Genomic DNA, 21,917 nt, shown 5'->3' with positions numbered 1-21,917 from the left:
GCACATAAACGCTTGCGGCCGCGCGCCCAAGTGGGGACCGGCAAAACGAGGCTCCGCGGCGGTCGATCCAGGGGCGACGGACGCGTTTTCTTCAGAATGACTGACACTTGCGTGAGGTTTCGCCATTTTCATGTCCGGTTCATCCGCCATGTCGGATAGTGCGGGATAAAGGCCTGGAGAGCAGGATCCGCGTCCGGATGGTCGTCCGGCGGTGGATGCGACGGGGCGTCCCGGCGGTGCATGGTGCGCCGGCGGGACCAGGCTGTGCTGGAGAAAGCAAGATGAAGCCTATCGTGGCACTCTTTCTGTCGACGCTTGCGCTGACGACCGCGGCGACCGGGGCGCAGGCCCAGTCGGGCGAGATTCGTCTGGCCCAGGGATACGACCAGTATGGCGACGTCGCCGAGGTCTATGTGGACGAGAGCGGTCGCCGGGTGGTGATCGATTCCACCGGCCGCATCATCGCCATCGAGGAGCCGCGCCGCGAGCGCTTCCGCGAGCGCCGGGCGCGCTTCGGCGAAAGGGGCGGCGCCATCATCGACGCGCCGCCGCCGCCGGGCGTGACGCTGGAGGGCCGCGTCGATTTCGGCCCGCGCTCGGCCGATCCCTATGCCGATGACGGCTACGACCGCGAGCGCGATTACGGCCCCGATCCGGTCTATCGCGACGAGCCCCGCTATGACGGGCCGATCGAGGCCGCGCCGCTGCCGGACGCCGGGAGCGAGCCGCGCCGCGAGGCCGAGCTCCCGCCCGTCCAGGGCCCGGACTACCCGGCCGATGGCACCGCCGACACCCAGACCAGCGTCGACGATCTGCTGACCGATCCGGGCGCCGCCGGCACCGCGCCGGCCGAAGGCCGCACGATCACGGAAACCGATCCGGCCCCGCCGGTCGAGGCGCCGAAGGGCAAGAACGCCGAGGCCGAGATCGCCGCGCTGCAGATCCTGCTCGACCGCGCCGGCATGTCGCCGGGCGTCATCGACGGCCGCATGGGCTCGAACGTCAACAAGGCGGTCGCCGCCTATGAGGAGAAGTTCGGCCGCAGCCTGCCGACCGGCGACGCCAAGGCGCTGGCCGAGGAACTGGACGCCACCGGCGGGCCGGCGATCACCACCTACGAGATCACCGCCGAGGACGTGGCCGGTCCGTATGTGGCAGCGATCCCGTCCGACTACGGCGAGAAGGCGCAGCTTCCCGAGATGAGCTTCGAGCGCGTCTCCGAACGGCTGGCCGAGCGCTTCCACATGGACGAGGAGTTCCTGCGCAAGATCAATCCGGGCGCCGATTTCGATCGCCAGGGCACCCGCATCAAGGTCGCGGCGACCGGCGAGAACGTGAAGGGCGAGGTCGTCAAGATCATCGCCGACAAGGGCCGCGAGCAGGTGCGGGCCTATGCGGCCGACGGCAGCCTGATCGCCGCCTATCCCTCGACCATCGGCTCGTCCGACACGCCGTCCCCGTCGGGCGTCGTGCAGGTCAACCGCATCGCCTTCGATCCGAACTACACCTACAATCCGAAGGTCAATTTCAAGCAGGGCTCCAACGACAAGGTGCTGACAATCCCGCCGGGCCCGAACGGTCCGGTCGGCACGATCTGGATCGCGCTGTCGAAGCCGACCTACGGCATTCACGGCACGCCGGAGCCCTCCAAGATCGGCAAGACCAACAGCCATGGCTGCGTCCGCCTGACCAACTGGGACGCGACCGAGCTTGCCAAGATGGTGAAGCCGGGCGTGACGGTGGAGTTCGCCGAATAGGCACGATCCTGCCGACGGCGCCGGGGCGGGCGGGGAGATCGCCGCTCCGGCCGTCCGCCGGCGGGCCTTGGGCATGACGACGATCTCCCTCGAGGACACCAAAGCACCCGCCGCAGCCATTGCGACGGATGGCGTGTCCGCGCCGCGCGGCAAAGCCGACATCGGCGACATCGCCATCGTCCATGACGATCACCCGGCGCAGGGGGCGGCCGATGGCGTGCCAGTGCTGCTGCTGCACGGCGCGGTGCAGACGCGGGCGGTCTGGGCCGGCCAGGTCGAGGCGCTCGTCGACCGGCATCGCGTCATCGTGCCGGATCTGCGCGGCCATGGCGCAACGCCGCTCGGCCAGGAGCGGCTGACCATCGACCGCATGGCGATGGATTGTCTGGCGCTCATCGACCGCCTCGGCATCGACCGCTTCGCCGTCTGCGGCGTCTCGCTGGGCGGCATGGTGGCGCTGGAGATCGCGGCCCGCGCCCCGGACCGGGTGACCGCGCTGGTTCTCGCCAATACGCCCCGTTCCCTGTCGGGCATCGGCGGGGTGCGCCGGCTCGTCGACTGGCTCGACCCGCAGCGCCTGCTGCACCCGACGTTCCACATCCTCGGCCAGGCCCGCACCGCGCGGATCGGCCTGGCGCTCGCCGCCCGCCTCGTTGGGCCGTTCTGGGTCGGACGGGACGCGCGGCGCCATTTCATCGCCGGCTTCCGGGCGATGTCGCCGGACGCCATCGTCGCCACCTATCGCGCCATCGTCGAAAGCCGACCGCTGGATCTCGGCCGCATCCGCTGCCCGTGCCTGGTCATCGACACGCTGCATGACGCGACGACGATCCGCGAACAGGCCGCCGACATCGTCGCCGAGGCGCCCGATGCCAGGAGCGTGGTGCTGGAGGCCGGCCATGTCGCCAATCTCGACAATCCGGCCGTCTTCAACCGCGTCCTCGCCGAGTTTCTGGCTGTGCCCGGCCGCAATTGACCGCTGCGGCATAGTGCCCGCCGCCGGCCCTCGAGCCGCCGGAAGCGCCGCGATGGCGGGGCCGCAGGGTCGTTGGCCGGCTCGATAGATAAGACGTGATCGTCGTTGTCGGGTCATGGACGAAAGCTAGGTCTTCTCGAACGCGGTTGTCCGGCGGCCCGCCTTCAGGGCGAACCGGCGGCCGGAACCAGTTCGATGAGGTTCGACATGGCCCATGTTTCCCGCAAATCGCTGACCGACGTCTCCGCGCTCGCGGCCCGCTACCGTGCCGTGCGCGAGGACAGCCGCGCCCTCGGTGCGCCGCTGTCGGACGCCGACGCGACCGTCCAGTCGATGCCCGACGCCAGTCCCGCCAAATGGCATCTGGCGCATACGACATGGTTCTTCGAGACCATGGTGCTGAAGCCGAATCTCGCCGGCTACGAGGTCTTCGACGACAGCTACAACTACCTCTTCAACTCCTATTACGAGACCATCGGCGAGCGGCAGCCGCGACCGCGGCGGGGCATGATCACGCGGCCGGCGCTGGACGAGATCTTCGCCTATCGCGCCCATGTCGATGCCGCGATCGAGACGCTGATGGAGCGCGGCCCGGCGCCGGATGTCGCCGAACTGATCGAGCTCGGCTGCCACCACGAGCAGCAGCATCAGGAATTGCTGCTGACGGACATCCTGCATCTCTTCGACCAGAGCCCGCTGAAGCCGGCCTATCGCGACCCGCAGCCGCTGGGCGTCGCGGCAGATCCGGGCGAGGCGCGCTTCATCGGTTTCGACGGCGGCATCGTCGAGATCGGCCATGACGGCGAGGGCTTTGCCTTCGACTGCGAGGGACCGCGCCACCGCGCGCTGCTGGAGCCCTACCGTCTGGCCGACCGGCTGGTGACCAATGGCGAATATCTCGCTTTCGTGGAGGATGGCGGCTACCGCGATCCGCTGCTGTGGCTGTCGGCCGGCTGGGGGACGATCCTCGGCGAGGGCTGGACCAGGCCCTTCTACTGGCACGAGCGCGACGGCGAGATGTGGACGATGACCCTGCGCGGCGCGCAGCCGCTCGATCTGAACGCGCCGGTGACGCATCTCAGCTATTTCGAGGCCGACGCCTTCGCGACCTGGGCCGGCAAACGCCTGCCGACCGAATTCGAATGGGAGAATGCCGCGGCGAGCCTGCCGGTCGAGGGCAATTTCGCCGGGTCCGGCCGGCTGCGGCCGAAGCCCGCGGCGCCGGGCGAGGGCCTGCGCCAGATGTATGGCGACGTCTGGGAATGGACCCGCAGCCCGTTCTCGCCCTATCCGCGTTTCAAGCCGGTCGAGGGCGCGGTCGGCGAGTACAACGGCAAGTTCATGTGCGGCCAGTTCGTGCTGCGCGGCGGCTCCTGCGCCACGCCGGAGAACCATATCCGCACGACCTACCGCAATTTCTTCCCGCCGGATGCGCGCTGGCAGTTCTCCGGCCTGCGCCTCGCCGAGGACGCGTGAGCATGCTGGACCGCATCGACACGCTGGCCCAGCAGCGCGAGGCCTTTCGCGCCGACGTTCTCGACGGATTGTCGCGCAAGCCCAAGACGCTCCCGAGCCGCTGGCTCTACGACGACCGTGGCTCGGAGCTCTTCGAGGAGATCACGGCGCTGCCGGAATATTATCCGACGCGGACCGAGACCGGCATCCTGAAGGAGCGGGCCGGCGAGATCGCCGCGGTCTTCGGCCGAGAGGCGGTGCTGATCGAATATGGCGCCGGCGCCGGCATCAAGACCGAGATCGTGCTGGCGGCGCTTGAGGACCCGCGCCTCTATGTGCCGATCGACATCTCCGGCGATTTTCTGGAAGCCTCGGCCGAACGGATCAGGGACCGGTTTCCGGGCCTTGCAGTGGAGCCGGTGGTCGCCGACTTCACCGCCGAATTCGATCTGCCCGGGGACCTGCCCCAGGACGGGCGCCGGGGCGGGTTCTTCCCCGGCTCGACCCTCGGCAATCTCGGCCGCAGGGAGGCGCTGGCCTTTCTCGCCCGGATGCGCCGGCATGTCGGGGCAGGCGGCGTTGCCGTCATCGGCGTCGATCTGAAGAAGGACATCGATACGCTGCTCGCCGCCTATGATGACGCGGCCGGCGTGACGGCAGCCTTCGACATCAACATACTTGAGCGTATGCAGCGGGAGCTGGACGCCGAGCTGCCGCTCGACAATTTCGCCCATGAGGCCCGCTGGAACGGCGAGGCCTCGGCCGTCGAGATGCATCTCGTCGCCCGCGACGCCTGCACGCTGTCGGTCGCCGGCCGCTCCTTCGCCTTCGAGGCGGGGGAGACGATCCACACCGAAAGCTCGCGCAAATACGATGTCGAGGCCCTGGCCGGGATGGCCGATGAATCCGGCTGGTCGCTGGACAAGGTCTGGACCGATCCGGACGGGCTGTTCGCCCTGGTCAGCCTGTCGGCGGTCTGAACCCCTCCGACGCCTGACCCGCGCCGCCCGTGCAGCGCCCTGAAAACGCCCGGCTCGACCGCCGGGCGTCTTTCGTCGTAGACCCGCCTCCGGGGACGGACCCGTCGGCCGCGCGGTCGTCGGAGCGCCCCTTTGACGAACCATGACAGGACGCGGGACATGAGCGGCGAACGCATCGTCATCGTCGGCAGCGGCCAGGCAGCGATCCAGCTCGCGGCCAGCCTGCGGCAGGAAGGCCATGAGGGGCCGATCACCCTGATCGGCGACGAGCCGGGTCTGCCCTATCAGCGGCCGCCTCTGTCCAAGGGCTACATGAAGGAGGGCGATCCCGAGCGCCTGGTCCTCAAGCCGCAGAGCTTCTTCGAGCGCAACGCCATCACTTTGCGCGATGCCACCCGCGTCGCCTCGATCGACCGGGCGGCGCGCACGGTGGCCACCGACGACGGCGCCAGCCATGGCTACGATCATCTGGTTCTGGCCACCGGCGCCCGCAATGTGCGCCCGCCGATCGCCGGCGGCACGCACAAGGATGTCGTGGAACTGCGCACGCTCGCCCATGCCGAGACGATCCGCCGGCGCCTGGCCGACACGCGCCATGCGATCGTCGTCGGCGGTGGCTTCATCGGGCTGGAATTCGCTGCCATGGCGCGGCTTGCCGGGGCGCAGGTGACGGTGCTGGAGGCCGCCGACAGGCTGATGGCCCGCGCCGTCTCGCCGGCGATCTCGGATTTCGTGCTGGAGCACCACCGCGCCGCGGGCATCGCGATCCGGCTCGGCGCCAGGGTGGCGCGCATCGACGACGACGAGGCCGAGCGGGTCGTCGGCGTGACGCTTGCCGATGGGACGGGCATCGAGGGCGATCTGGTTCTCGTCGCCACCGGCGTCGCGCCGAATGGCGAACTTGCTGCCGAAGCCGGGCTTGCGGTGTCGAACGGCATCGTCGTCGACGAGACGCTCGCCACCGACGATCCGGCGATCTCGGCCATCGGCGACTGCGCCTCGGTGCCGGGGCCGCTGGGCACCCATCTGCGGCTGGAATCGGTACAGGCGGCGATGGACCAGGCGCGGCATCTGGCGAAGCGGATCGTCCACGGCACGGCGGCGGCCTATCATGCGGTGCCGTGGTTCTGGAGCGACCAGGGCGCGCTGAAGCTGCAGATCGCCGGGCTGACCAGCGGCGCCGACCGCTTCGAGACGATCCGGCAGGAAGATCTGGTCACGGTCATTGTCGGCTATCGCGACGGGCAACTGGCCTCGGTCGAGACCATCAACGCCCCCAGCGAGCACATGGCCGCCCGCAAGCTGCTCGGCCGCGAGGCGCCGGTCAGCGCGGACGAACTGCGCGACGGCGGCTTCGACCTGCGGGCGCTGGCCAAGGGGCAGGCGGGATCACGCGATCGCAGCGTCGCCTCGGCCTGAGCGGCACAGTTCGAGCGCTTTGCGCTTACCGGCCTGAGGGGCGCGTCAGGATGTAGACGCTGACGCTGCCCATGATCAGCGCCAGGCTGACGAGGACGAGCGGGTGGCCGACGGTCACCCATGCCAGCACGAAGGACGCCAGCATCGCGGTGACGGCCGCGATCTTGGCCCGGCGCGGGATGATCCGGTGTTCGCGCCAGGCGACCAGCGTCGGCCCGAAGCGCGGATGCGCCTCCAGCCGGCGGGCAAGATCGGGATGCGACCGGGCAAAGCACCAGACCGCCAGGAGCAGGAAGGGCGTCGTCGGCAGCAGCGGCAGGACGACGCCGAGCCCGCCCAGCACGACGCAGCTGTAGCCGAGAACCAGATAGAAGGGCTTGGCGAAGGGTCGCATGACGGCGCCAGAACAGGATGACCGGGGAGCCGGTTCGCCGACCGCTACGGGCGGTGTGCGTCCCGTGGGCGGGTGATCCGTTGCGAGCTAGCCTCAAGGGCGTCGACGTCAAGACGCGCGCCGCGACCCGAAGGCCGCCGCGCGCTGTCTTTGCCTGTCGTGGCCGGTCAGCCGGCCTTGGAGCTGCGGACCGCGCCGGAGCCGAGCATGCGGTCGATCTCGGCCGCGTCGTAGCCGGCCTCGCGCAGCACCTCGGCGGTGTGTTCGCCGAGCAGCGGGGCCGGGCGGGTGACGCCGCCGGGCGTGTCGGAGAACTTGATCGGCAGGCCGATCGCCTTCACCCGGCCGGCAGTCGGATGGTCGGTTTCCACCACCATCTCGCGCGACAGGGTCTGCGGGTCCTCGTGCATCTCGGAGATGCCGAGGACCGGCCCGGCCGGCACGCCGGCGGCTTCCAGCTGCGCCAGCCATTCGGCCGAGCTGCGCTGCGAGAAATGCCCGTTGAGGATCTCCTCCAGCGCGGCGAGATTCTGCATGCGGCCGTGATTGTTGGCAAAGCGCGGGTCGGACGCCAGTTCCTCGGCGCCGATGACGGCAAGCATGCGCTCCCAGTTCTTCTGGTTCGCCGCGCCGAGATTGATCCAGCCATCGGCGGTCCGGAAGGCCTGATAGGGCGCGTTCAGCGGATGCGCCGAGCCGAGCGGGCCGGGCGAGGCACCAGTGGCGAAGGCGATGGCCGACTGCCAGTAGGTATGGGTGATACCGGCCTCGAACAGCGAGGTGTCGACCTTCTGGCCCTCGCCGGTCTGCAGCTTGCGGGCATAGGCGGCGGCGCAGCCGAGCGCCCCGAGAATGCCGGCGGTGATGTCGGAGACCGGGGCGCCGGACTTGACCGGCGGGCGGCCGGGGCCTTCGCCGGTGATCGACATCAGGCCGCTCATGCCCTGGGCGATCAGGTCGAAGCCGCCGCGATTGGCATAGGGGCCGGTGCGGCCGAAGCCGGAGATCTCGCAATAGATCAGGCCGGGATTGACCGCCTTCAGATCCTCGTAGCCGAGCCCGAGCTTCTCCATCGTGCCCATGCGGTAATTCTCGATGACGACGTCCGCCGTCTCCAGCATGCGCCGCAGCACCGCCTTGCCGTCTTCGGACTTCAGGTCGAGGACGATGCCGCGCTTGTTGCGGTTCATCATCATGTAGGCGGCGGATTCGCCGTTGATGTCCGGCGGCAGGAAGCGCCGCGTGTCGTCGCCGTCGGGCTTCTCGACCTTGATCACGTCGGCGCCCATGTCGGCCAGCATCATGCCGCAGACCGGGCCGGCCATGATATGTGCGAGCTCGATGACCTTCATGCCGTCGAGCGGGCCTTTCGCCTGTGCCATTACTGGCCTTTCCATTCCGGTTTGCGCTTGCCGAGGAAGGCCTCCATGCCCTCCTTGAAGTCCTCGCTCATATAGGCCTGCACCACGAGGTCGCGGTCGTCGGCCTCGGCGCCCTGGACCCGCAGGCGGCGCAAGGCCTCCTTGGTGGTCGAGAGCGTCAGCGGCGCATGGGTGGCGAGCAACGCCGCCAGTTCTTCGGTGCGGGCGATCAGCGCCGCGTGGTCGGGCACGATCTCGGCGATCAGCCCGGCATTCTGCGCCTCTTCCGCGCCGACGAGGCGGGCGGTGAAGATGATCTCCTTGACCCGGCCGGCGCCCATCAGCGTCGACAGCCGCGACAGATTGGCGATGGACAGGCAATTGCCCAGCGTGCGGGCGATCGGGAAGCCGAACTTCAGATCGGCGGTGGCGATGCGGATGTCGCAGGCCGCCGCGATGCCGGCGCCGCCGCCGGTGCAGGCCCGCGCGATCGCCGCGATGGTGGGGACCGGGCAGGCCTCCACCGCGCCGAGGACCACGTCCATCCGGTGCTCGTAGTCGAGGGCGTCCTGCTCCGTGTCGAAGCCGCGGAACTGGGTCATGTCGGTGCCGGCGGCGAAAGCCTTGTCGCCGGCGCCGGTGACGACGAGACACTTCACCTCGCCGCCCAGCTTCGTCTCGCGGCAGATCTCCGCGAGGCGGTCGTACATGGCGAAGGTCAGCGCGTTGCGTGCCTGGGGCCGGTTCAGCGTGATCCAGCCGATCCCGTCGCGGACCTCGTAGAGGAGTTCGTCGGTGCTCATGGGTCTACCTGTAGAAATATTCGACGAGGAACATCGGGACTGCCGGCACATAAGTGCACAGGAGCAGGACGAACAGCAGCACCCCGACAAAGGGCAGGTTCGCCTTCGACACCTCCCATATGTTGGCCTTGGCGATCGAACAGGCGGTGATCAGCACCGAGGCGACCGGTGGCGTCTGCTGGCCGATGGCGAGGTTCAGCGTCACCACGAGGCCGAAATGCACCGGGTCGATGCCGGCCTGCTGGATCAGCGGGACGATCACCGGGACGACCAGGATGATCGCCGCGGCGGAGTGCAGGAAGAACCCGATGACCAGGAAGAAGACGTTCAGGATTAAAAGGATCAGGTACTGGTTCGAGGTGATGTCGAGGATGCCCTCGGCCAACTGCTGGGGCACGCGCGCCTGGGTGAGATAGCTGCCCATCAGGATCGACGCGGCGACCAGGAGCATGACCACGGCGGTCTGGATGCCGCCTTCCAGCATCGCCTGCTTGAGCTGGCCCCAGTCGACCTCGCGGTACCAGATGCCGACCAGGATGGCCGCCACGACGGCGATGCCGGCGCCCTCGGTGGCGGTGACGAAGCCGCCGAAGATGCCGCCCAGGATGATGACCGGCAGGGAGAAGGTCGGCAGCGCCTCGACGAAGGTCGTGCGCAGCCGGCGCAGGTTGAAGGCCTCCTCCATCGGGAGGTTGTATTTCACCGCATAATAATAGGCGACGCCCATCAGGCCGGCGGCCCCGATCAGGCCGGGGACGACGCCCGCGACGAACATCTGCTCGATGCTGGTGCCGGCGGCGACCGCATAGAGGATCATCGGGATCGAGGGCGGGATGATGATGGCGAGCGAGGCCGACGACGAGGTGATCGCCGCCGCGAAGGGGGCCGGATAGCCGCGCTTCTTCATCTCAGGAATGATGATGGAGCCCATCGCCGCGACGTCGGCCACGGCCGAGCCGGAGATCTCGGCGAAGAACAGCGAGACGCCGACATTGACCATGGCGAGGCCGCCGCGCACGAAGCCGATGACGGCCGAGACGAAGGCGATCAGCCGCCGCGTGATGCCGGTGGCGTTCATGATGGCGCCGGCCAGGACGAACATCGGAATGGCGATCAGCGAGAAGGAGCGGGCGCCGTTGTACATGTCGAGGGCGATGGTCACCAGCGCGGCGCCGCCGTCGCTGATGAAGATCGCCAGGACGGCCGCCAGCGCCAGCGCGACGGCGATCGGCACGTTGATGCACACCATCGCGACCAGCGCGAGGAAAATGACGAACATCATCATGGATGCTGGCCCTTCTCAGGAGTTTCACCATGCGCCAGGGGCGCATGCTCAACGGAGCGTCCGGCCATGACGTCGCGCCAGTAGTCGGGGAAGCTGAGCAGTTCGGCGACGATGAAGAGGATGGCGCCGATCGGGATGATCGACTGGGTGAGGGCGACCGGCACCCAGGTCAGGCTGACCAGGGATTCACCCTCGAGAATGTTGAGGACCTCGAGACCCGACCAGGCGAGGAGCACGAAGAACAGCAGCACCAGCCCTTCGGCGAAAAGCATGGCGACCTTGCGCGCCGATGGCGGCAGCGACAGCAGCACGTCGTCGAAACCGATATGGCTGCGCTTCAGAGCCGCCAGCGCGGCTCCGTAATAGGTGATCCAGGCCAGCAGGACGCCGGCGATCTCGTCATACCAGGAGAGCGAGGCGCCCATCTTGCGGTAGATCACCGCCGCGACCACGACGGTCGTCAGCCCGACCATCAGCGCGATGACCACCCATGTCAGGAACTCGCCGAGGATTCTCGCCAACTGGCGCATAGGGCCTCCCGCGTCGCGCGGACGCAGCTTTCATCGTCGATTTCAGGGAGAAGGGTGCCGGCCGAGGGTTCGACCGGCACCTGTCAGGATGATCGCAAGCCGGTGAAGGCTCAGGACCCGGAGGCGAGGGCCTGGATGTCTTCGACCAGCTTCTGGCCGCCTTCGACCTGCGTGCCGAATTCCTCGTAGATCGCCTTGGATGCGGCGATGAACGCGTCCTTGTCGGCCTCGTTCACAGTGACGCCGGCTTCCTCGATCTTGCTGATCAGCTCGTCGTCCATCTGCTGCGAACGCTCATAGGCGAAGTCGCTGGCCTGGGTGGCGCAATCCTGGATCGCCGTCTTCAGCTCCTCGTCCCAGCCGTCCCAATTGCGCGAGGAGGTGGCGAGATAGGCGGGCGAATAGACGTGCCCGGTCATCGACAGGTACTTCTGCACTTCCTGGAACCGGCCCGAATAGATCTGGGCGAGCGGGTTCTCCTGGCCGTCGATGACGCCGGTCTGCAGGGCGGTGAACACTTCCGAGAAGGCCATCGGCGTCGGGTTGGCACCGTAGCTCTGGAACATCTTCACGCGCCACTCGCCCTTGGGGACGCGCAGCTTGATGCCTTCCAGATCGGCCGGGACGTTGATCGGCTTGACGTTGTTGGTCACGTTGCGGAAGCCGTTTTCCCAGAATCCCAGGATCTGGTAGCCGCGGCCGGCGGCGGCGTCGACGAAGGTGTCGCGCATCCCGTCGCGGACCTTCTTCATGTGGTCGCGGCTCTTGATCAGATACGGCATCTCGAAGACGCCGAAGGTCGGCGACACCGAGCTCATCACCGAGGAGGGGATGGAGAAGTCGATCTGGCCGAGCTTCAGCTTCTGCAGCATCTCCTCGTCATTGCCGAGCTGCGAGGAGCCGTAGACCTCGACTGTGGCCTTGCCGGACGCGGCGACGCATTCGGCGAACTTCTCCGCCGTCGCCTCGTAGAGCGAGCCGGGGTCGCCGACATGGCCCAGATCGAGGGATTCCTGTGCGCCGGCCGCGGAGCCCATCAGGGCCACGGCGGCGACACCGAGCATCAAGGTGCGAATGTTCATTGGTTTCCTCCCAGTTTTCGTTTTGGGCAGCTCCTCAACCGCCCGGTGGTCGTTCTGCGTACCGCCTATTCCGCGGCCTGTCTTGCTTCGGCAGCGCCGGACTGTGCCAGCACGGCCATCGCAGCCTGAACGCCGCCTGCCTTGTGCGCCACCCCGGCGACCTGCAGACCCATCTCGACGCCTCCCAGCGTGCCGATCAGGGTCAGGTCGTTGTAGTCGCCGAGGTGGCCGATGCGGAAGATCTTGTCGGCAAGCTTCGAGAGGCCGGCTCCCAACGACATGTCGAAGCGCTCGAGGATGACCTTCCGCAATGCGTCGGCGCCCTTGCCCTCCGGCATCAGGACCGCGGTGAGCGCCCCCGAATGCTGGGCTGGGTCGGCGCAGAGGACTTCCAGCCCCCAGGCCTCGACGGCGGCGCGCGTCGCTGCGGCATGGCGCTGGTGCCGGGCAAAAACGTTGTCCAGCCCTTCCTCGTGCAGCATCTCGATCGCCGCATCGAGGCCGTAGAGAAGATTGGTCGCCGGGGTGGAGGGGAAGAACCCGCTGGGGTTCATCGCCAGCATCTCGTCCCAGGCCCAGTAGGAGCGCGGCAGCTTGGCCGAGGCCTGCGCCGCGATCGCCTTGTCGGAGAGGGCGTTGAAGGACAGGCCCGGCGGCAGCATCAGGCCCTTCTGCGAACCGCCCACGGTGACGTCGACGCCCCATTCGTCGTGCCGGTAGTCGACCGAGCCGAGCGAGGAAATGGTGTCGACGAGCAACAGCGCCGGATGGCCGGCCGCGTCGATCGCCTTGCGGACGTCGCCGACTGGCGTCACGCAGCCGGTCGAGGTCTCGTTGTGGACGACGCAGACGGCCTTGATCTCGTGGCCGCTGTCGGCCTTCAGCCGCTCGCCGATGGCCGCCGCGTCGGCGCCATGGCGCCAGTCGCCGGCGATGAACTCGGTGCGCAGGCCCAGCCGCTCGGCCAGCTTCTTCCACAGCGAGGCGAAATGGCCGGTCTCGTACATGAGGACGAGGTCGCCCGGCGACAGCGTGTTGACCAGCGCCGCTTCCCAGGCGCCGGTGCCCGAGCCCGGATAGATGACGACCGGGTTCTGGGTCTGGAAGATCGTGCGGATGCCGGTCAGGACGCGCTTGGCCATCTCCTGGAACTCGGGTCCGCGATGATCCATCGTCGGCATGTCCATGGCCCGCAGCACCCGGTCGGGCACATTGGTCGGTCCTGGAATCTGCAGAAAATGCCGGCCGGCTTTGTAGGTCACGATGGCGTCTCCCGGGGACCGCGACGCTTTGTCCGCCGGTCCGTTTCCTCGTCGCACGCTCTTGCCGACGTGCCTGTTTTCAGGTCCAATTGGATTATGAATTCATTATGCGTGTCAAGCGGCATTCTGCAGATCGCCGCCGGGAGGGGTCCACACAGATGGGGGAAATGATCCGGCCGGGCCTGAGCCGCCGGCTTGAGCGGGAAATTGCCGGCGACGTTTATTTCGACCGCTTCAACCGGGGGCGTTACGCCACCGACGCCTCGATCTACCAGATCATGCCCGCCGGCGTGGTCGTCGCCCGCACCCGCGACGACGTGGCGGCGGCGCTCGACGCCTGCCGCGAAGAGGGCCTGCCGCTGACCATGCGCGGCGGCGGCACGTCGCAATGCGGCCAGACGGTCAATTCCGGCCTGATCGTCGATACGTCGAAGCACCTCAACAAGCTCCTGGAGCTGGACGTCGCCGGTCGGCGTGCGCTGGTCGAGCCGGGCATCGTCCTCGACGATCTCAACCGGCTTCTGAAGCCCCACGGCCTGTGGTTTCCCGTCGACGTCTCCACCGCTTCGCGCGCCACCATCGGCGGCATGGCCGGCAACAATTCCTGCGGCTCGCGCTCGCTGCGTTACGGCACGATGCGCGACAATGTCATCGCCATCGACGCGATCCTCGCCGACGGCACCGCCGGCCGCTTCGCCCAGCTCGACCAGAACGCCGCCAACGAGCCGCCGCGCGAACTCGTCGCCGCCATGCTGGCGCTGGGCCGCCGCGAGGCCGGCGAGATCGCGGCGCGCTTCCCCAAGGTGCAGCGCCGGGTCGGCGGCTACAATCTCGACGCGCTGGTGCCCTCCGACGACCCGATCAACCTCGCCCATCTGCTGGTCGGCTCGGAAGGCACGCTCGGGATCTCCACCGCCATCGAGATCCGGCTGTCGCCGCTGCCCAAGGCGACCAAGATCCTCGGCGCCTGCCACTTCCCGACCTTCCGCGCCGCGATGGAGGCGGCCCAGCACATCGTTGCCCTGAAGCCGACCTCGGTCGAGCTGGTGGATGCGACCATGATCGGGCTCGCCCGGCGCATCGACATGTTCGTGCCGACGCTGGAGGCCTTCGTCGAGGGCGACCCGGCGGCGCTGTTGCTGGTGGAATTCGCCGATACGGCGGAGGAAAACGACGCCAGCATCGCGGCGCTGAAGGACGTGATGAGCGATCTCGGCTACGGCTTCGGCCGCGGCGGCGATCACGAGGGCGGCGTCGTGCCGGTCGCCGATTTGAAGCTGCAGGCGGCGATCGCCGAACTGCGCGCCGCCGGCCTCAACATCATGATGTCGATGAAGGAGGAGCGCAAACCGGTCTCCTTCGTCGAGGATTGCGCCGTGCCGCTGGAGCATCTGGCCGATTACACCGACCGGCTGACGGCGATCTTCGAGAAGCACGGCACCCGCGGCACCTGGTACGCCCATGCCTCGGAGGGCTGCCTGCACGTGCGGCCGGTCCTCAACGTCAAGCTCGACAAGGACGTGAAGACCATGCGGGCGATCGCCGAGGAGGCGTTCGCCATGGTCCGCGAATACAAGGGCTCGCATTCCGGCGAACACGGCGACGGGCTGGTGCGCTCGGAATTCCACACCCAGATGTTCGGCGAGCGCATCGTCGCCGCCTTCGAAGAGGTGAAGACCGCCTTCGATCCGCATACGCGCCTCAACCCCGGCAAGATCGTCGCGCCGCCGAAGATGGATGACCGCAGCCTGCTGCGCTATCCGCCCGGCTACGCGGTGGACGAGATCCAGACGGCCTTCGACTGGTCGGCCTGGCCCGGCGCCTCCGGCGGCCTGCAGGGCGCCGTGGAGATGTGCAACAACAACGGCGCCTGCCGCAAATCGGCCGGGGCGGTGATGTGCCCGAGCTACCGGGTGACCCGCAACGAGCGCGATGTCACCCGCGGGCGGGCCAACACGCTGCGGCTGGCGATCTCCGGCCAGCTCGGTCCGGACGCGCTCGCCTCCGACGAGATGGCCGAGACGCTGAAACTTTGCGTCTCCTGCAAGGCCTGCCGCCGCGAATGCCCGACCGGCGTCGACATGGCCAAGATGAAGGCCGAGGTGCTCTACCAGCGCGGCAAGACCAACGGCTTCTCGCTGAAGGACCGGCTGATCGCCGATCTGCCGCGCTATGCGCCGGCGGTTGCCCGCATGGGCTGGCTGATGGGCCTGCGCGACCGGGTCCCGGCCTTCGCGGCCCTGTCGGAGAAGATGGCCGGCTTTTCCGCCCGGCGCTCGCTGCCGGCCTTCCGGAAGGACTGGTTTCGCGATGCCGAGGGCGATGTCGCGGGCGCAGCCACCGGGGCCGGATCATCCGCCCGGCAGGACGCGGCGGCTTCGACGGACGACATCGGCGGGGCACGGGACGGGATCGTCCTCAACCCGGAAGGCGCCGGCGGCGACACGGCGACGGCGAACCGCGCTGATCGGCGCGGCGTCGAGCGCACCGGCCCGGCGCCGCATCCGGGCCGGGTGACCGGTGTCGTCCTCTTCGCCGACACCTTCGACCGCTGGTTCGATCCGCAGGTGCTGCGCGCCGCGGTCAAGGTGCTGAAGGCGGGCGGCTACCAGGTCGAGACCGCCAGCCTCGGCCGCAACGAACGGCCCCTGTGCTGCGGGCGGACCTATCTCGCCGCCGGCATGGCCGACCGGGCCAAGGCGGAAGCGCAGCGCACCATCGACGCGCTGCTGCCGCATGTGCGGGCCGGCAAGGCGATCGTCGGGCTGGAACCCTCCTGCATCCTGACCCTGCGCGACGAGTTCCTGGCGCTGGTGCCGGGCGAGGCGGCCGAGGCGGTGGCGGCGTCGGCCATGCTGTTCGAGGAGTTCCTGATGCGCGAGGACAAGGCCGGGCACCTCTCCCTGCCTCTCGACGGCATCGGCCGCGAGGCCTATCTGCACGGTCACTGCCACCAGAAGGCCTTCGGCGCCATGTCGGCCGTCGAGGGCGCGCTGCGGATGATCCCCGGCCTCGACCTGAAGGTGATCGAATCGTCATGTTGTGGCATGGCGGGCGCCTTCGGCTATGATGCCGAGACCATCGACGTGTCACTGGCCATGGGCGAACTGTCGCTGCTGCCGGCGGTGCGCGCCGCACCCCAGGACGCGGTGATCGTCGCCGACGGCACCTCCTGCCGGCACCAGATCGCCGACGGCGCCGCACGCCGCGCCGTGCATGTGGCGGAAGTGCTGGCGGGCGCGCTCCATGGAGCTGCGCCGTAATGGCGCCGGTTCGGGTTGGCTCCCGGCCGCCGGCGCTCGATGCGGCCCGTATCCGCGGGGCCGGTCATTCCACGACGGGACACGACGCATGAGCCTTGCCGATACCAATTTCGACGCGCCGCTCTCGCGCCCCGCGCTGGCCGTGGAACTGACCGACCGGATGCGCCGGATGATCATGGAGGGCGAACTCCAGGCCGGCGAGAAGGTCCCCGAAAAGGCCCTGACCGAGCGCTTCGGCGTCTCCCGCACGCCGGTGCGCGAGGCGCTGAAGGTGCTCGCCCACGAAGGCTTCGTGCAGCTGGTGCCGAACCGCGGGGCCATCGTCTCGGGCGAGACGATGAACGAACTGACCGAGCTGTTTCCGCTGGTCGCGGCGCTGGAGGGCCTGGCCGGCGAACTGGCGGCCGAGCGCGCCTCCGAGGCCGAGATCGCGGCGATCGCCGATCTCACCCGCCGGCTCGGCGCCGCCTACGAGGCGCGGGACCGGCCGGCCTATTTCGAGATCAACCAGGCGATCCACAGCGCCATCCTGGCCGCCGCGGCCAATCCGACGCTCTCCCAGCACCATGCCATGGTGGCGCGGCGGGTCTACCGGGCGCGCTACCAGGCCAATCTGACGCCGGAGCGCTGGCTGACGGCGACCCGCGAGCATGAGGGCATCCAGGCCGCGCTGGAGGCGCGCGACGGGCCGTTGCTGGGCAGCCTGATGAAGGCGCATCTGACCCACAAGCTGCAATCACTGCTCGCCCATGCCGAGGCCGAGGCGGGCGCCGGCACCGCCGGCTAGGACGCCGTCACCGCCGCGCGGCAAGCCTGCCGATCAGTCGCCGACATAATCGGTGTCGGCGACAGGCTGTGCGGCCGGCCGGCGCGGCTTGCGCATGGCCAGCACCACCGCGATGAGCAGGAAGCAGCCGGTGATCGTGTAGAGCCCGATCGAGATCCAGCTCGACACGAGGATGCCGGCATCGCCGCCGGAGATCGCCAGCGCCCGCCGCAGCATGCTCTCCATCTCGCCGCCGAGCAGCAGTCCGAGCACGACCGGGACCACCGAGATCTCCAGCTTGCGCAGCACGAAGCCGAGCACGCCGAAGCCGACCATGACCTGCAGGTCGAAGGTGGAATGGCTGATCGAATAGATGCCGACGAAGGAGATCATCACCACGAAGGGCATCAGCGCCCACATCGGGATGGACAGCATCCGGGTGAATAGGCCGACCAGCGGCAGGTTGAGGATCAGGAGGAAGACGTTGGCCATGAACAGCGCCGCGATCAGCCCCCAGACGATGTCCGGCTGGTTCTGGAACAGCAGCGGCCCGGGCGTGATGTTCAGCGAGATGAGCAGCGCCAGAAGCACCGCCGTCGTGCCCGAGCCCGGCACGCCGAGCGCCAGCATCGGCACCAGCGCGCCGCCGGCCGCGGCATTGTTGCCGGCCTCAGGCGCCGCGACGCCGCGGGGATCGCCCTTGCCGAAGGTGTCGTTGTTGTTCGAATAGCGCTTTTCCAGCGTGTAGGCGATGAACGAGCCGAGCGACGCCCCGGCGCCGGGCAGGATGCCGGAGATGAAGCCGAGGCCGGAGCCACGGAACATCGCCCCCAGCGACTTGCGGATATCGGGCCAGCGGGCGAAGGCGCGATTGACCGGCACCGCGCCGGAATGGCCGCCGATCCCGTGTTCCAGAAGGATCAGCGCTTCGGAGATGGCGAACAGGCCGACGATGGCGACGATGGCGTGGAAGCCGTCATAGAGATGGAAGCTGCCGAAGGTGTAGCGCGGCACGGCGCTCTGCGGATCGATCCCGACCGTGCCCAGGGCGAGGCCGATGCCGGCCGCCAGGAGCGTCTTGGCCGGATTGGCGCCGGTGATGCCGCCGATCGTCGCGAAGGCCATGACATAGAGCGCGAAATACTCGGCCGGGCCGAAGCGGATGGCGAACTGCACCAGCAGCGGGGCGAACAGCACCAGGCCGATGGTCGCGGTCACGGCGCCGACGAAGGACGCGATGCCGGAGATCGCCAGCGCCTCGGGCGCCTTGCCCTGCTGGGCCATCGGATAGCCGTCGAGGCAGGTCATCATCGCCGGCTCGTCGCCGGGGATGTTGAGCATGATCGACGAGATGCGGCCGCCATACATGCAGCCGTAATAGACGCAGGCGAGCAGGATCAGCGCCGAGCCCGCGGGCAGCTGCAGCGAGAAGGCGAGCGGGATGAGGATCGCCACGCCGTTGACCGGGCCGAGGCCCGGCAGTGCGCCGATGATCGTGCCGATGAAGCAGCCGAACAGCGCCAGCCCGATATTGGTCGGGGTCAGGGCGGTGGCGAAACCGTCGGCGAGAAAACCAAGAATTTCCACGTGATCTCCTTGGCACCGGCCAGGCGGTGACTAACCGAAGAGCGGTCCTGTCGGCAGGGGCAGGCCGAAAACGCCGTCGAAGAGGAAGAACAGCCCAAAACCGATCACCAGTCCGGTGATAACGGCCTGCAGCCAGCTGGCACCGAGGATGCGCGCCAGGAGAAGCGCTGCAACGCTCGTCGACAGCGGGAAGCCCGCCGGTTCGAGGATGATCGGATAGACGATGAGGACCGCCAGCATGGCGATCTGGCCCCAGACATGCGGCCAGCGGAACCAGACCGGATCGGGATCCGGCTTGACGATCAGGAAGGCCGCGAACAGCCCCAGCGGCACCGCGACCATGCGCGGAAACAGGCTCGGGCCGGCCGGATCGCCGTAGGCGACGCTGTAGCCGCCGGCGGCGATCCAGTACCAGATCGCGAGGGCGAGCAGAATCGCCCCCGCGATACGGTCACTGAGACGCAGGCTCGGGGTCGGTCTAGTTGATGACACCGATGGCCTTCGAAATCTCGGCTGCCTTCTTCTCGGACTCGCGGACGAAGGTGTTGAACTCCTCGCCGCCGCGCCAGATCGGCGTCAGGCCGGATTCGGTCGCGGCCGTCTGCCAGCTTTCCGAATCGTAGAGCGCATTCATCTTCTCGACCCAGAAATCATAGGCGTCGTCGGGAACTTCGCCGCCCATGTAGAAGCCGCGCCAGTTGTAGCCGACCGCGTCGACACCCTGCTCCTTGGCGGTAGCGATGTCCGGATAGGCCGGCAGCCGCTCGTCGGACATGACCGCAAGGGCCTTGGCGTCGCCGGACTGGATGAAGCCGCCGATCTCGCCGATGTCGGTGAGGACGACGTCGATATGGCCGCCGAGCAGCTGGGTGACGGCGTCACCGCCGCCGGAGAACTCGACCCAGCGGATGTCCTTCAGCTGGTCGGTCGGAACGCCGGCTTCCTGCGCGAGGATCAGGAACCGCAGATGGTCCCAGCCGCCGATCGAGGAGGAGCCGCCGACCACGACGCCGGCCGGGTCTTCCTTGACCGCGGCGAGAACGGCGTCGAGCGAGTCGTATTCGGAGTCCTTGTTGACCAGCATCGTGCCGACATCGGCGCCGAGCATGCCCAGCCAGCGCATCTGGTCGATGCCGGCCGGATATTTGCCCTGGGCGATCTGGGTGATGCCGACGGTCGAGGTCGCGACGATCAGATTGGGGTCGTCATTGCGCTTGGACGCGACATTGGCGAAGGCCACCGCGCCGACGGCGCCCGGCATGTTGGTCACCTGCACGGCGCCCGGCACGAGGCCCTCGTCCTGCAGGATGCGGCCGACGGTGCGGCAGGTGAAGTCCCAGCCGCCGCCCGGATTGGCCGGTGCGATGCATTCGACATTCGACGGCTCGAATGCGGCAGCGGGCATGGCGATCGCCGCCACGGCCGCGGCCATCAACAAACGTTTCAGAAACATGACTTCCCTCCCTCAGGCGGCAGTTCTTGCGTCCCCGCCATTTTGTCGGCCGTGGGAGATCGTGCCGACAGCGGCATTCTCCCGTGTGCCTTCCCTAGTGGATGACACCGAAGCATTCGGGCGGTCAAGGCTGGCGCGATGCTCACTTGTGCTGCAACGCGGAAGAAAGCCGTGCTGCAATGCAGCATGGGATTTCGAAATTTACTTTCGGCGGGCCCGTCGCGTATGGGAACCGTAATGCCAGCGAAACAAATGGGAGGGGGCGATGGCCGACGCACGCAACGTGCTGCCGATGCCAATGCGCGCGGGACGCCGGATCGCCGTCGCCACGGCGAGGCGTTGACCCGTATGGACCAGCCACTCGCCGGTATCCGCGTCGTCGACCTGACGCGCATCCTGTCCGGCCCGTTCTGCTCGATGCTGCTCGGCGACCTCGGTGCCGACGTGATCAAGGTCGAGGCGCCGGGGCAGGGCGATCATGTGCGCGGCCTCGGGGCGATCGTCGACGGCATGTCCTGGTACTTTGCCGGCTTCAACCGCAACAAGCGCTCCCTGACGCTCGACCTGAAGAGCGACGCCGGCAAGGCGGTGCTGCGCCGGCTTCTCGCCGACGCCGACGTGCTGGTGGAAAACTACCGGCCCGGCGTCCTGGCCGCGATGGGCTTCGACCGGGAGACCCTCGACGCCATCAATCCGCGGCTCGTCGTCGGATCGGTCAATGGCTACGGCTCCACCGGCCCCTATCGCGACCGCCCGGCCTTCGACTTCATCACCCAGGCGATGTCGGGCTTCATGTCGGTGAACGGCTCGCAGGAGAGCGGGCCGATGCGCGCCGCGCCGCCGCTGACCGACCTGATCGCCGGGCTCTACACGGCCTTCGCCATCGTCGCGGCGCTGCGGGTGCGCGATCGCGACGGCGAGGGGCAGGCGGTCGAGGCCTCGATGATGGGCGGCATGATGTCGATGCTGGCCTATCTCTCGGCCGCGCAGCTTGCGACCGGCAAGACGCCGCCGGCGACCGGCAACGACCATCCCATCGCCTCGCCCTACGGGCTGTTCCGCGCCGCCGATGGCCATGTCGCGGTGGCGCCCTCGACCGCCCCGACCCTCCGCCGCTTTCTGGAGGCGATCGGGCTGATCGGCCTTCTCGACGAGCCGCGCTTCGCCACCAATGCCGACCGGGTGGCCAACCGCGCGACGCTGAACGCCCTGATCGACGCTGCCATGTGCCACGAGACCCAGGATGTCTGGATCGAGAGGCTCAATGCGGCGGGCGTGCCCTGCGGCCGGGTCCAGACCCTTGGCGAGGTGTTCGAGGATCCGCAGGTCGCCGCGCAGGAGATGGTTCTCGACGTTCCCCATCCCGGCCACGGCACCGTGCGGATGACCGGCTTCCCGATGAAATTCGCCAAGACGCCCTCGCAGGTGCGCCATTCGGCGCCCGATCTCGGGCAGGACACCGAGGCGGTGCTGGCGGAAGCCGGCTATGATGCCGCCGACATCGCACAATTGCGGGCGGACGGCGTCGTCTGAACGCCGGCTGC

Annotated in this window: 18 protein-coding genes; 8 read left to right on the top strand and 10 right to left on the bottom strand. The window is 68.4% G+C overall.

Going from position 1 to position 21,917, the window contains the following annotated elements; all coding sequences use genetic code 11:
* Positions 1–281 precede the first annotated feature (281 nt).
* From N7I30_RS03095 to N7I30_RS03075, 5 genes are all read left to right on the top strand, one after another.
* Positions 282–1,757: a L,D-transpeptidase family protein gene (locus tag N7I30_RS03095; RefSeq protein ID WP_498636623.1), complete on the top strand. Its 1,476-nt coding sequence runs from the start codon at positions 282–284 to the stop codon at positions 1,755–1,757.
* Between the two features lie 73 nt (positions 1,758–1,830).
* The gene (locus tag N7I30_RS03090; RefSeq protein ID WP_498636621.1) at positions 1,831–2,733 is read left to right on the top strand and encodes an alpha/beta fold hydrolase; all 903 of its coding nucleotides are present in this window, start codon (positions 1,831–1,833) and stop codon (positions 2,731–2,733) included.
* Between the two features lie 207 nt (positions 2,734–2,940).
* The gene (egtB, locus tag N7I30_RS03085) at positions 2,941–4,209 is read left to right on the top strand and encodes an ergothioneine biosynthesis protein EgtB (RefSeq protein WP_498636619.1); all 1,269 of its coding nucleotides are present in this window, start codon (positions 2,941–2,943) and stop codon (positions 4,207–4,209) included.
* A 2-nt stretch (positions 4,210–4,211) separates the two neighbouring features.
* Positions 4,212–5,168: an L-histidine N(alpha)-methyltransferase gene (egtD, locus tag N7I30_RS03080; protein WP_498636618.1), complete on the top strand. Its 957-nt coding sequence runs from the start codon at positions 4,212–4,214 to the stop codon at positions 5,166–5,168.
* A 159-nt stretch (positions 5,169–5,327) separates the two neighbouring features.
* On the top strand, positions 5,328–6,587 hold the full coding sequence (locus tag N7I30_RS03075) for an NAD(P)/FAD-dependent oxidoreductase (RefSeq protein ID WP_498636616.1): 1,260 nt from the start codon (positions 5,328–5,330) through the stop codon (positions 6,585–6,587).
* Positions 6,588–6,612: 25 nt separating this feature from the next.
* Here the strand turns inward: N7I30_RS03075 and N7I30_RS03070 are convergent, their stop codons facing one another.
* The 7 genes from N7I30_RS03070 to N7I30_RS03040 all read right to left on the bottom strand — a co-directional run bounded on the left by N7I30_RS03070 (position 6,613) and on the right by N7I30_RS03040 (position 13,304).
* The gene (locus N7I30_RS03070; RefSeq protein WP_277024900.1) at positions 6,613–6,981 is read right to left on the bottom strand and encodes a YbaN family protein; all 369 of its coding nucleotides are present in this window, start codon (positions 6,979–6,981) and stop codon (positions 6,613–6,615) included.
* Between the two features lie 167 nt (positions 6,982–7,148).
* Entirely contained in the window at positions 7,149–8,363 is a 1,215-nt protein-coding gene (locus tag N7I30_RS03065; RefSeq protein WP_498636614.1) for a CaiB/BaiF CoA transferase family protein, read from the bottom strand.
* The gene (locus N7I30_RS03060; RefSeq protein ID WP_498636612.1) at positions 8,363–9,145 is read right to left on the bottom strand and encodes an enoyl-CoA hydratase/isomerase family protein; all 783 of its coding nucleotides are present in this window, start codon (positions 9,143–9,145) and stop codon (positions 8,363–8,365) included. The genes N7I30_RS03065 and N7I30_RS03060 overlap by 1 nt, the downstream gene beginning before the upstream one ends.
* Positions 9,146–9,149: 4 nt before the next feature.
* Positions 9,150–10,430: a TRAP transporter large permease gene (locus N7I30_RS03055; RefSeq protein ID WP_187391359.1), complete on the bottom strand. Its 1,281-nt coding sequence runs from the start codon at positions 10,428–10,430 to the stop codon at positions 9,150–9,152.
* Positions 10,427–10,960 carry a TRAP transporter small permease gene (locus N7I30_RS03050; protein WP_024349923.1) on the bottom strand — a complete coding sequence of 178 codons (534 nt, stop codon included), beginning with the start codon at positions 10,958–10,960 and terminating at the stop codon, positions 10,427–10,429. The genes N7I30_RS03055 and N7I30_RS03050 overlap by 4 nt, the downstream gene beginning before the upstream one ends.
* A 110-nt stretch (positions 10,961–11,070) precedes the next feature.
* Positions 11,071–12,042 carry a TRAP transporter substrate-binding protein gene (locus tag N7I30_RS03045; RefSeq protein WP_024349924.1) on the bottom strand — a complete coding sequence of 324 codons (972 nt, stop codon included), beginning with the start codon at positions 12,040–12,042 and terminating at the stop codon, positions 11,071–11,073.
* 65 nt (positions 12,043–12,107) lie between these two features.
* Positions 12,108–13,304 carry a pyridoxal-phosphate-dependent aminotransferase family protein gene (locus N7I30_RS03040; protein WP_498636608.1) on the bottom strand — a complete coding sequence of 399 codons (1,197 nt, stop codon included), beginning with the start codon at positions 13,302–13,304 and terminating at the stop codon, positions 12,108–12,110.
* Positions 13,305–13,462: 158 nt separating this feature from the next.
* Here N7I30_RS03040 and N7I30_RS03035 point away from each other — a divergent pair, with 158 nt between their 5' ends.
* Both N7I30_RS03035 and N7I30_RS03030 read left to right on the top strand, forming a co-directional pair.
* Positions 13,463–16,567 carry an FAD-binding and (Fe-S)-binding domain-containing protein gene (locus tag N7I30_RS03035; protein ID WP_498636606.1) on the top strand — a complete coding sequence of 1,035 codons (3,105 nt, stop codon included), beginning with the start codon at positions 13,463–13,465 and terminating at the stop codon, positions 16,565–16,567.
* An 88-nt stretch (positions 16,568–16,655) separates the two neighbouring features.
* Positions 16,656–17,354 (top strand): GntR family transcriptional regulator, encoded by a 699-nt coding sequence (locus N7I30_RS03030; protein ID WP_498636604.1) that lies wholly within the window; start codon positions 16,656–16,658, stop codon positions 17,352–17,354.
* 33 nt (positions 17,355–17,387) lie between these two features.
* On the opposite strand, the gene N7I30_RS03025 is transcribed toward N7I30_RS03030, so the two are convergent.
* The 3 genes from N7I30_RS03025 to N7I30_RS03015 are packed head-to-tail and all read right to left on the bottom strand — an operon-like array spanning position 17,388 to position 20,373.
* Positions 17,388–18,920 carry a tripartite tricarboxylate transporter permease gene (locus tag N7I30_RS03025; RefSeq protein WP_498636602.1) on the bottom strand — a complete coding sequence of 511 codons (1,533 nt, stop codon included), beginning with the start codon at positions 18,918–18,920 and terminating at the stop codon, positions 17,388–17,390.
* A 30-nt stretch (positions 18,921–18,950) separates the two neighbouring features.
* Positions 18,951–19,412, bottom strand: coding sequence for a tripartite tricarboxylate transporter TctB family protein (locus N7I30_RS03020; RefSeq protein WP_187391355.1), 462 nt, complete (start codon positions 19,410–19,412; stop codon positions 18,951–18,953).
* A complete protein-coding gene (locus N7I30_RS03015; RefSeq protein ID WP_187391354.1) occupies positions 19,399–20,373 on the bottom strand; it encodes a Bug family tripartite tricarboxylate transporter substrate binding protein in 975 nt (324 codons plus the stop codon). Before N7I30_RS03015 ends, N7I30_RS03020 begins: the two co-directional genes overlap by 14 nt.
* 348 nt (positions 20,374–20,721) lie before the next feature.
* Here N7I30_RS03015 and N7I30_RS03010 point away from each other — a divergent pair, with 348 nt between their 5' ends.
* Entirely contained in the window at positions 20,722–21,906 is a 1,185-nt protein-coding gene (locus tag N7I30_RS03010) for a CaiB/BaiF CoA transferase family protein (RefSeq protein ID WP_498636600.1), read from the top strand.
* The last annotated feature ends 11 nt before the right edge of the window (positions 21,907–21,917 follow it).

This window comes from Aurantimonas litoralis, from assembly GCF_026153195.1.
GTDB classification, from domain to species: Bacteria; Pseudomonadota; Alphaproteobacteria; order Rhizobiales; family Rhizobiaceae; genus Aurantimonas; species Aurantimonas coralicida.
The sequence above is the reverse complement of the archived record's forward strand: the minus strand, read 5'-3'. Positions and strand labels throughout refer to the sequence as shown.

Coding starts and splice junctions, on each gene's coding strand:
- N7I30_RS03095 (WP_498636623.1), top strand. CDS start 282: ATGAAGCCTATCGTGGCACTCTTTCTGTCGACGCTTGCGCTGACGACC.
- N7I30_RS03055 (WP_187391359.1), bottom strand. CDS start 10,430: ATGATGATGTTCGTCATTTTCCTCGCGCTGGTCGCGATGGTGTGCATC.
- egtD (WP_498636618.1), top strand. CDS start 4,212: ATGCTGGACCGCATCGACACGCTGGCCCAGCAGCGCGAGGCCTTTCGC.
- N7I30_RS03065 (WP_498636614.1), bottom strand. CDS start 8,363: ATGGCACAGGCGAAAGGCCCGCTCGACGGCATGAAGGTCATCGAGCTC.
- N7I30_RS03045 (WP_024349924.1), bottom strand. CDS start 12,042: ATGAACATTCGCACCTTGATGCTCGGTGTCGCCGCCGTGGCCCTGATG.
- N7I30_RS03090 (WP_498636621.1), top strand. CDS start 1,831: ATGACGACGATCTCCCTCGAGGACACCAAAGCACCCGCCGCAGCCATT.
- N7I30_RS03050 (WP_024349923.1), bottom strand. CDS start 10,960: ATGCGCCAGTTGGCGAGAATCCTCGGCGAGTTCCTGACATGGGTGGTC.
- N7I30_RS03075 (WP_498636616.1), top strand. CDS start 5,328: ATGAGCGGCGAACGCATCGTCATCGTCGGCAGCGGCCAGGCAGCGATC.
- N7I30_RS03015 (WP_187391354.1), bottom strand. CDS start 20,373: ATGTTTCTGAAACGTTTGTTGATGGCCGCGGCCGTGGCGGCGATCGCC.
- N7I30_RS03060 (WP_498636612.1), bottom strand. CDS start 9,145: ATGAGCACCGACGAACTCCTCTACGAGGTCCGCGACGGGATCGGCTGG.
- N7I30_RS03070 (WP_277024900.1), bottom strand. CDS start 6,981: ATGCGACCCTTCGCCAAGCCCTTCTATCTGGTTCTCGGCTACAGCTGC.
- N7I30_RS03035 (WP_498636606.1), top strand. CDS start 13,463: ATGGGGGAAATGATCCGGCCGGGCCTGAGCCGCCGGCTTGAGCGGGAA.
- egtB (WP_498636619.1), top strand. CDS start 2,941: ATGGCCCATGTTTCCCGCAAATCGCTGACCGACGTCTCCGCGCTCGCG.
- N7I30_RS03010 (WP_498636600.1), top strand. CDS start 20,722: ATGGACCAGCCACTCGCCGGTATCCGCGTCGTCGACCTGACGCGCATC.
- N7I30_RS03030 (WP_498636604.1), top strand. CDS start 16,656: ATGAGCCTTGCCGATACCAATTTCGACGCGCCGCTCTCGCGCCCCGCG.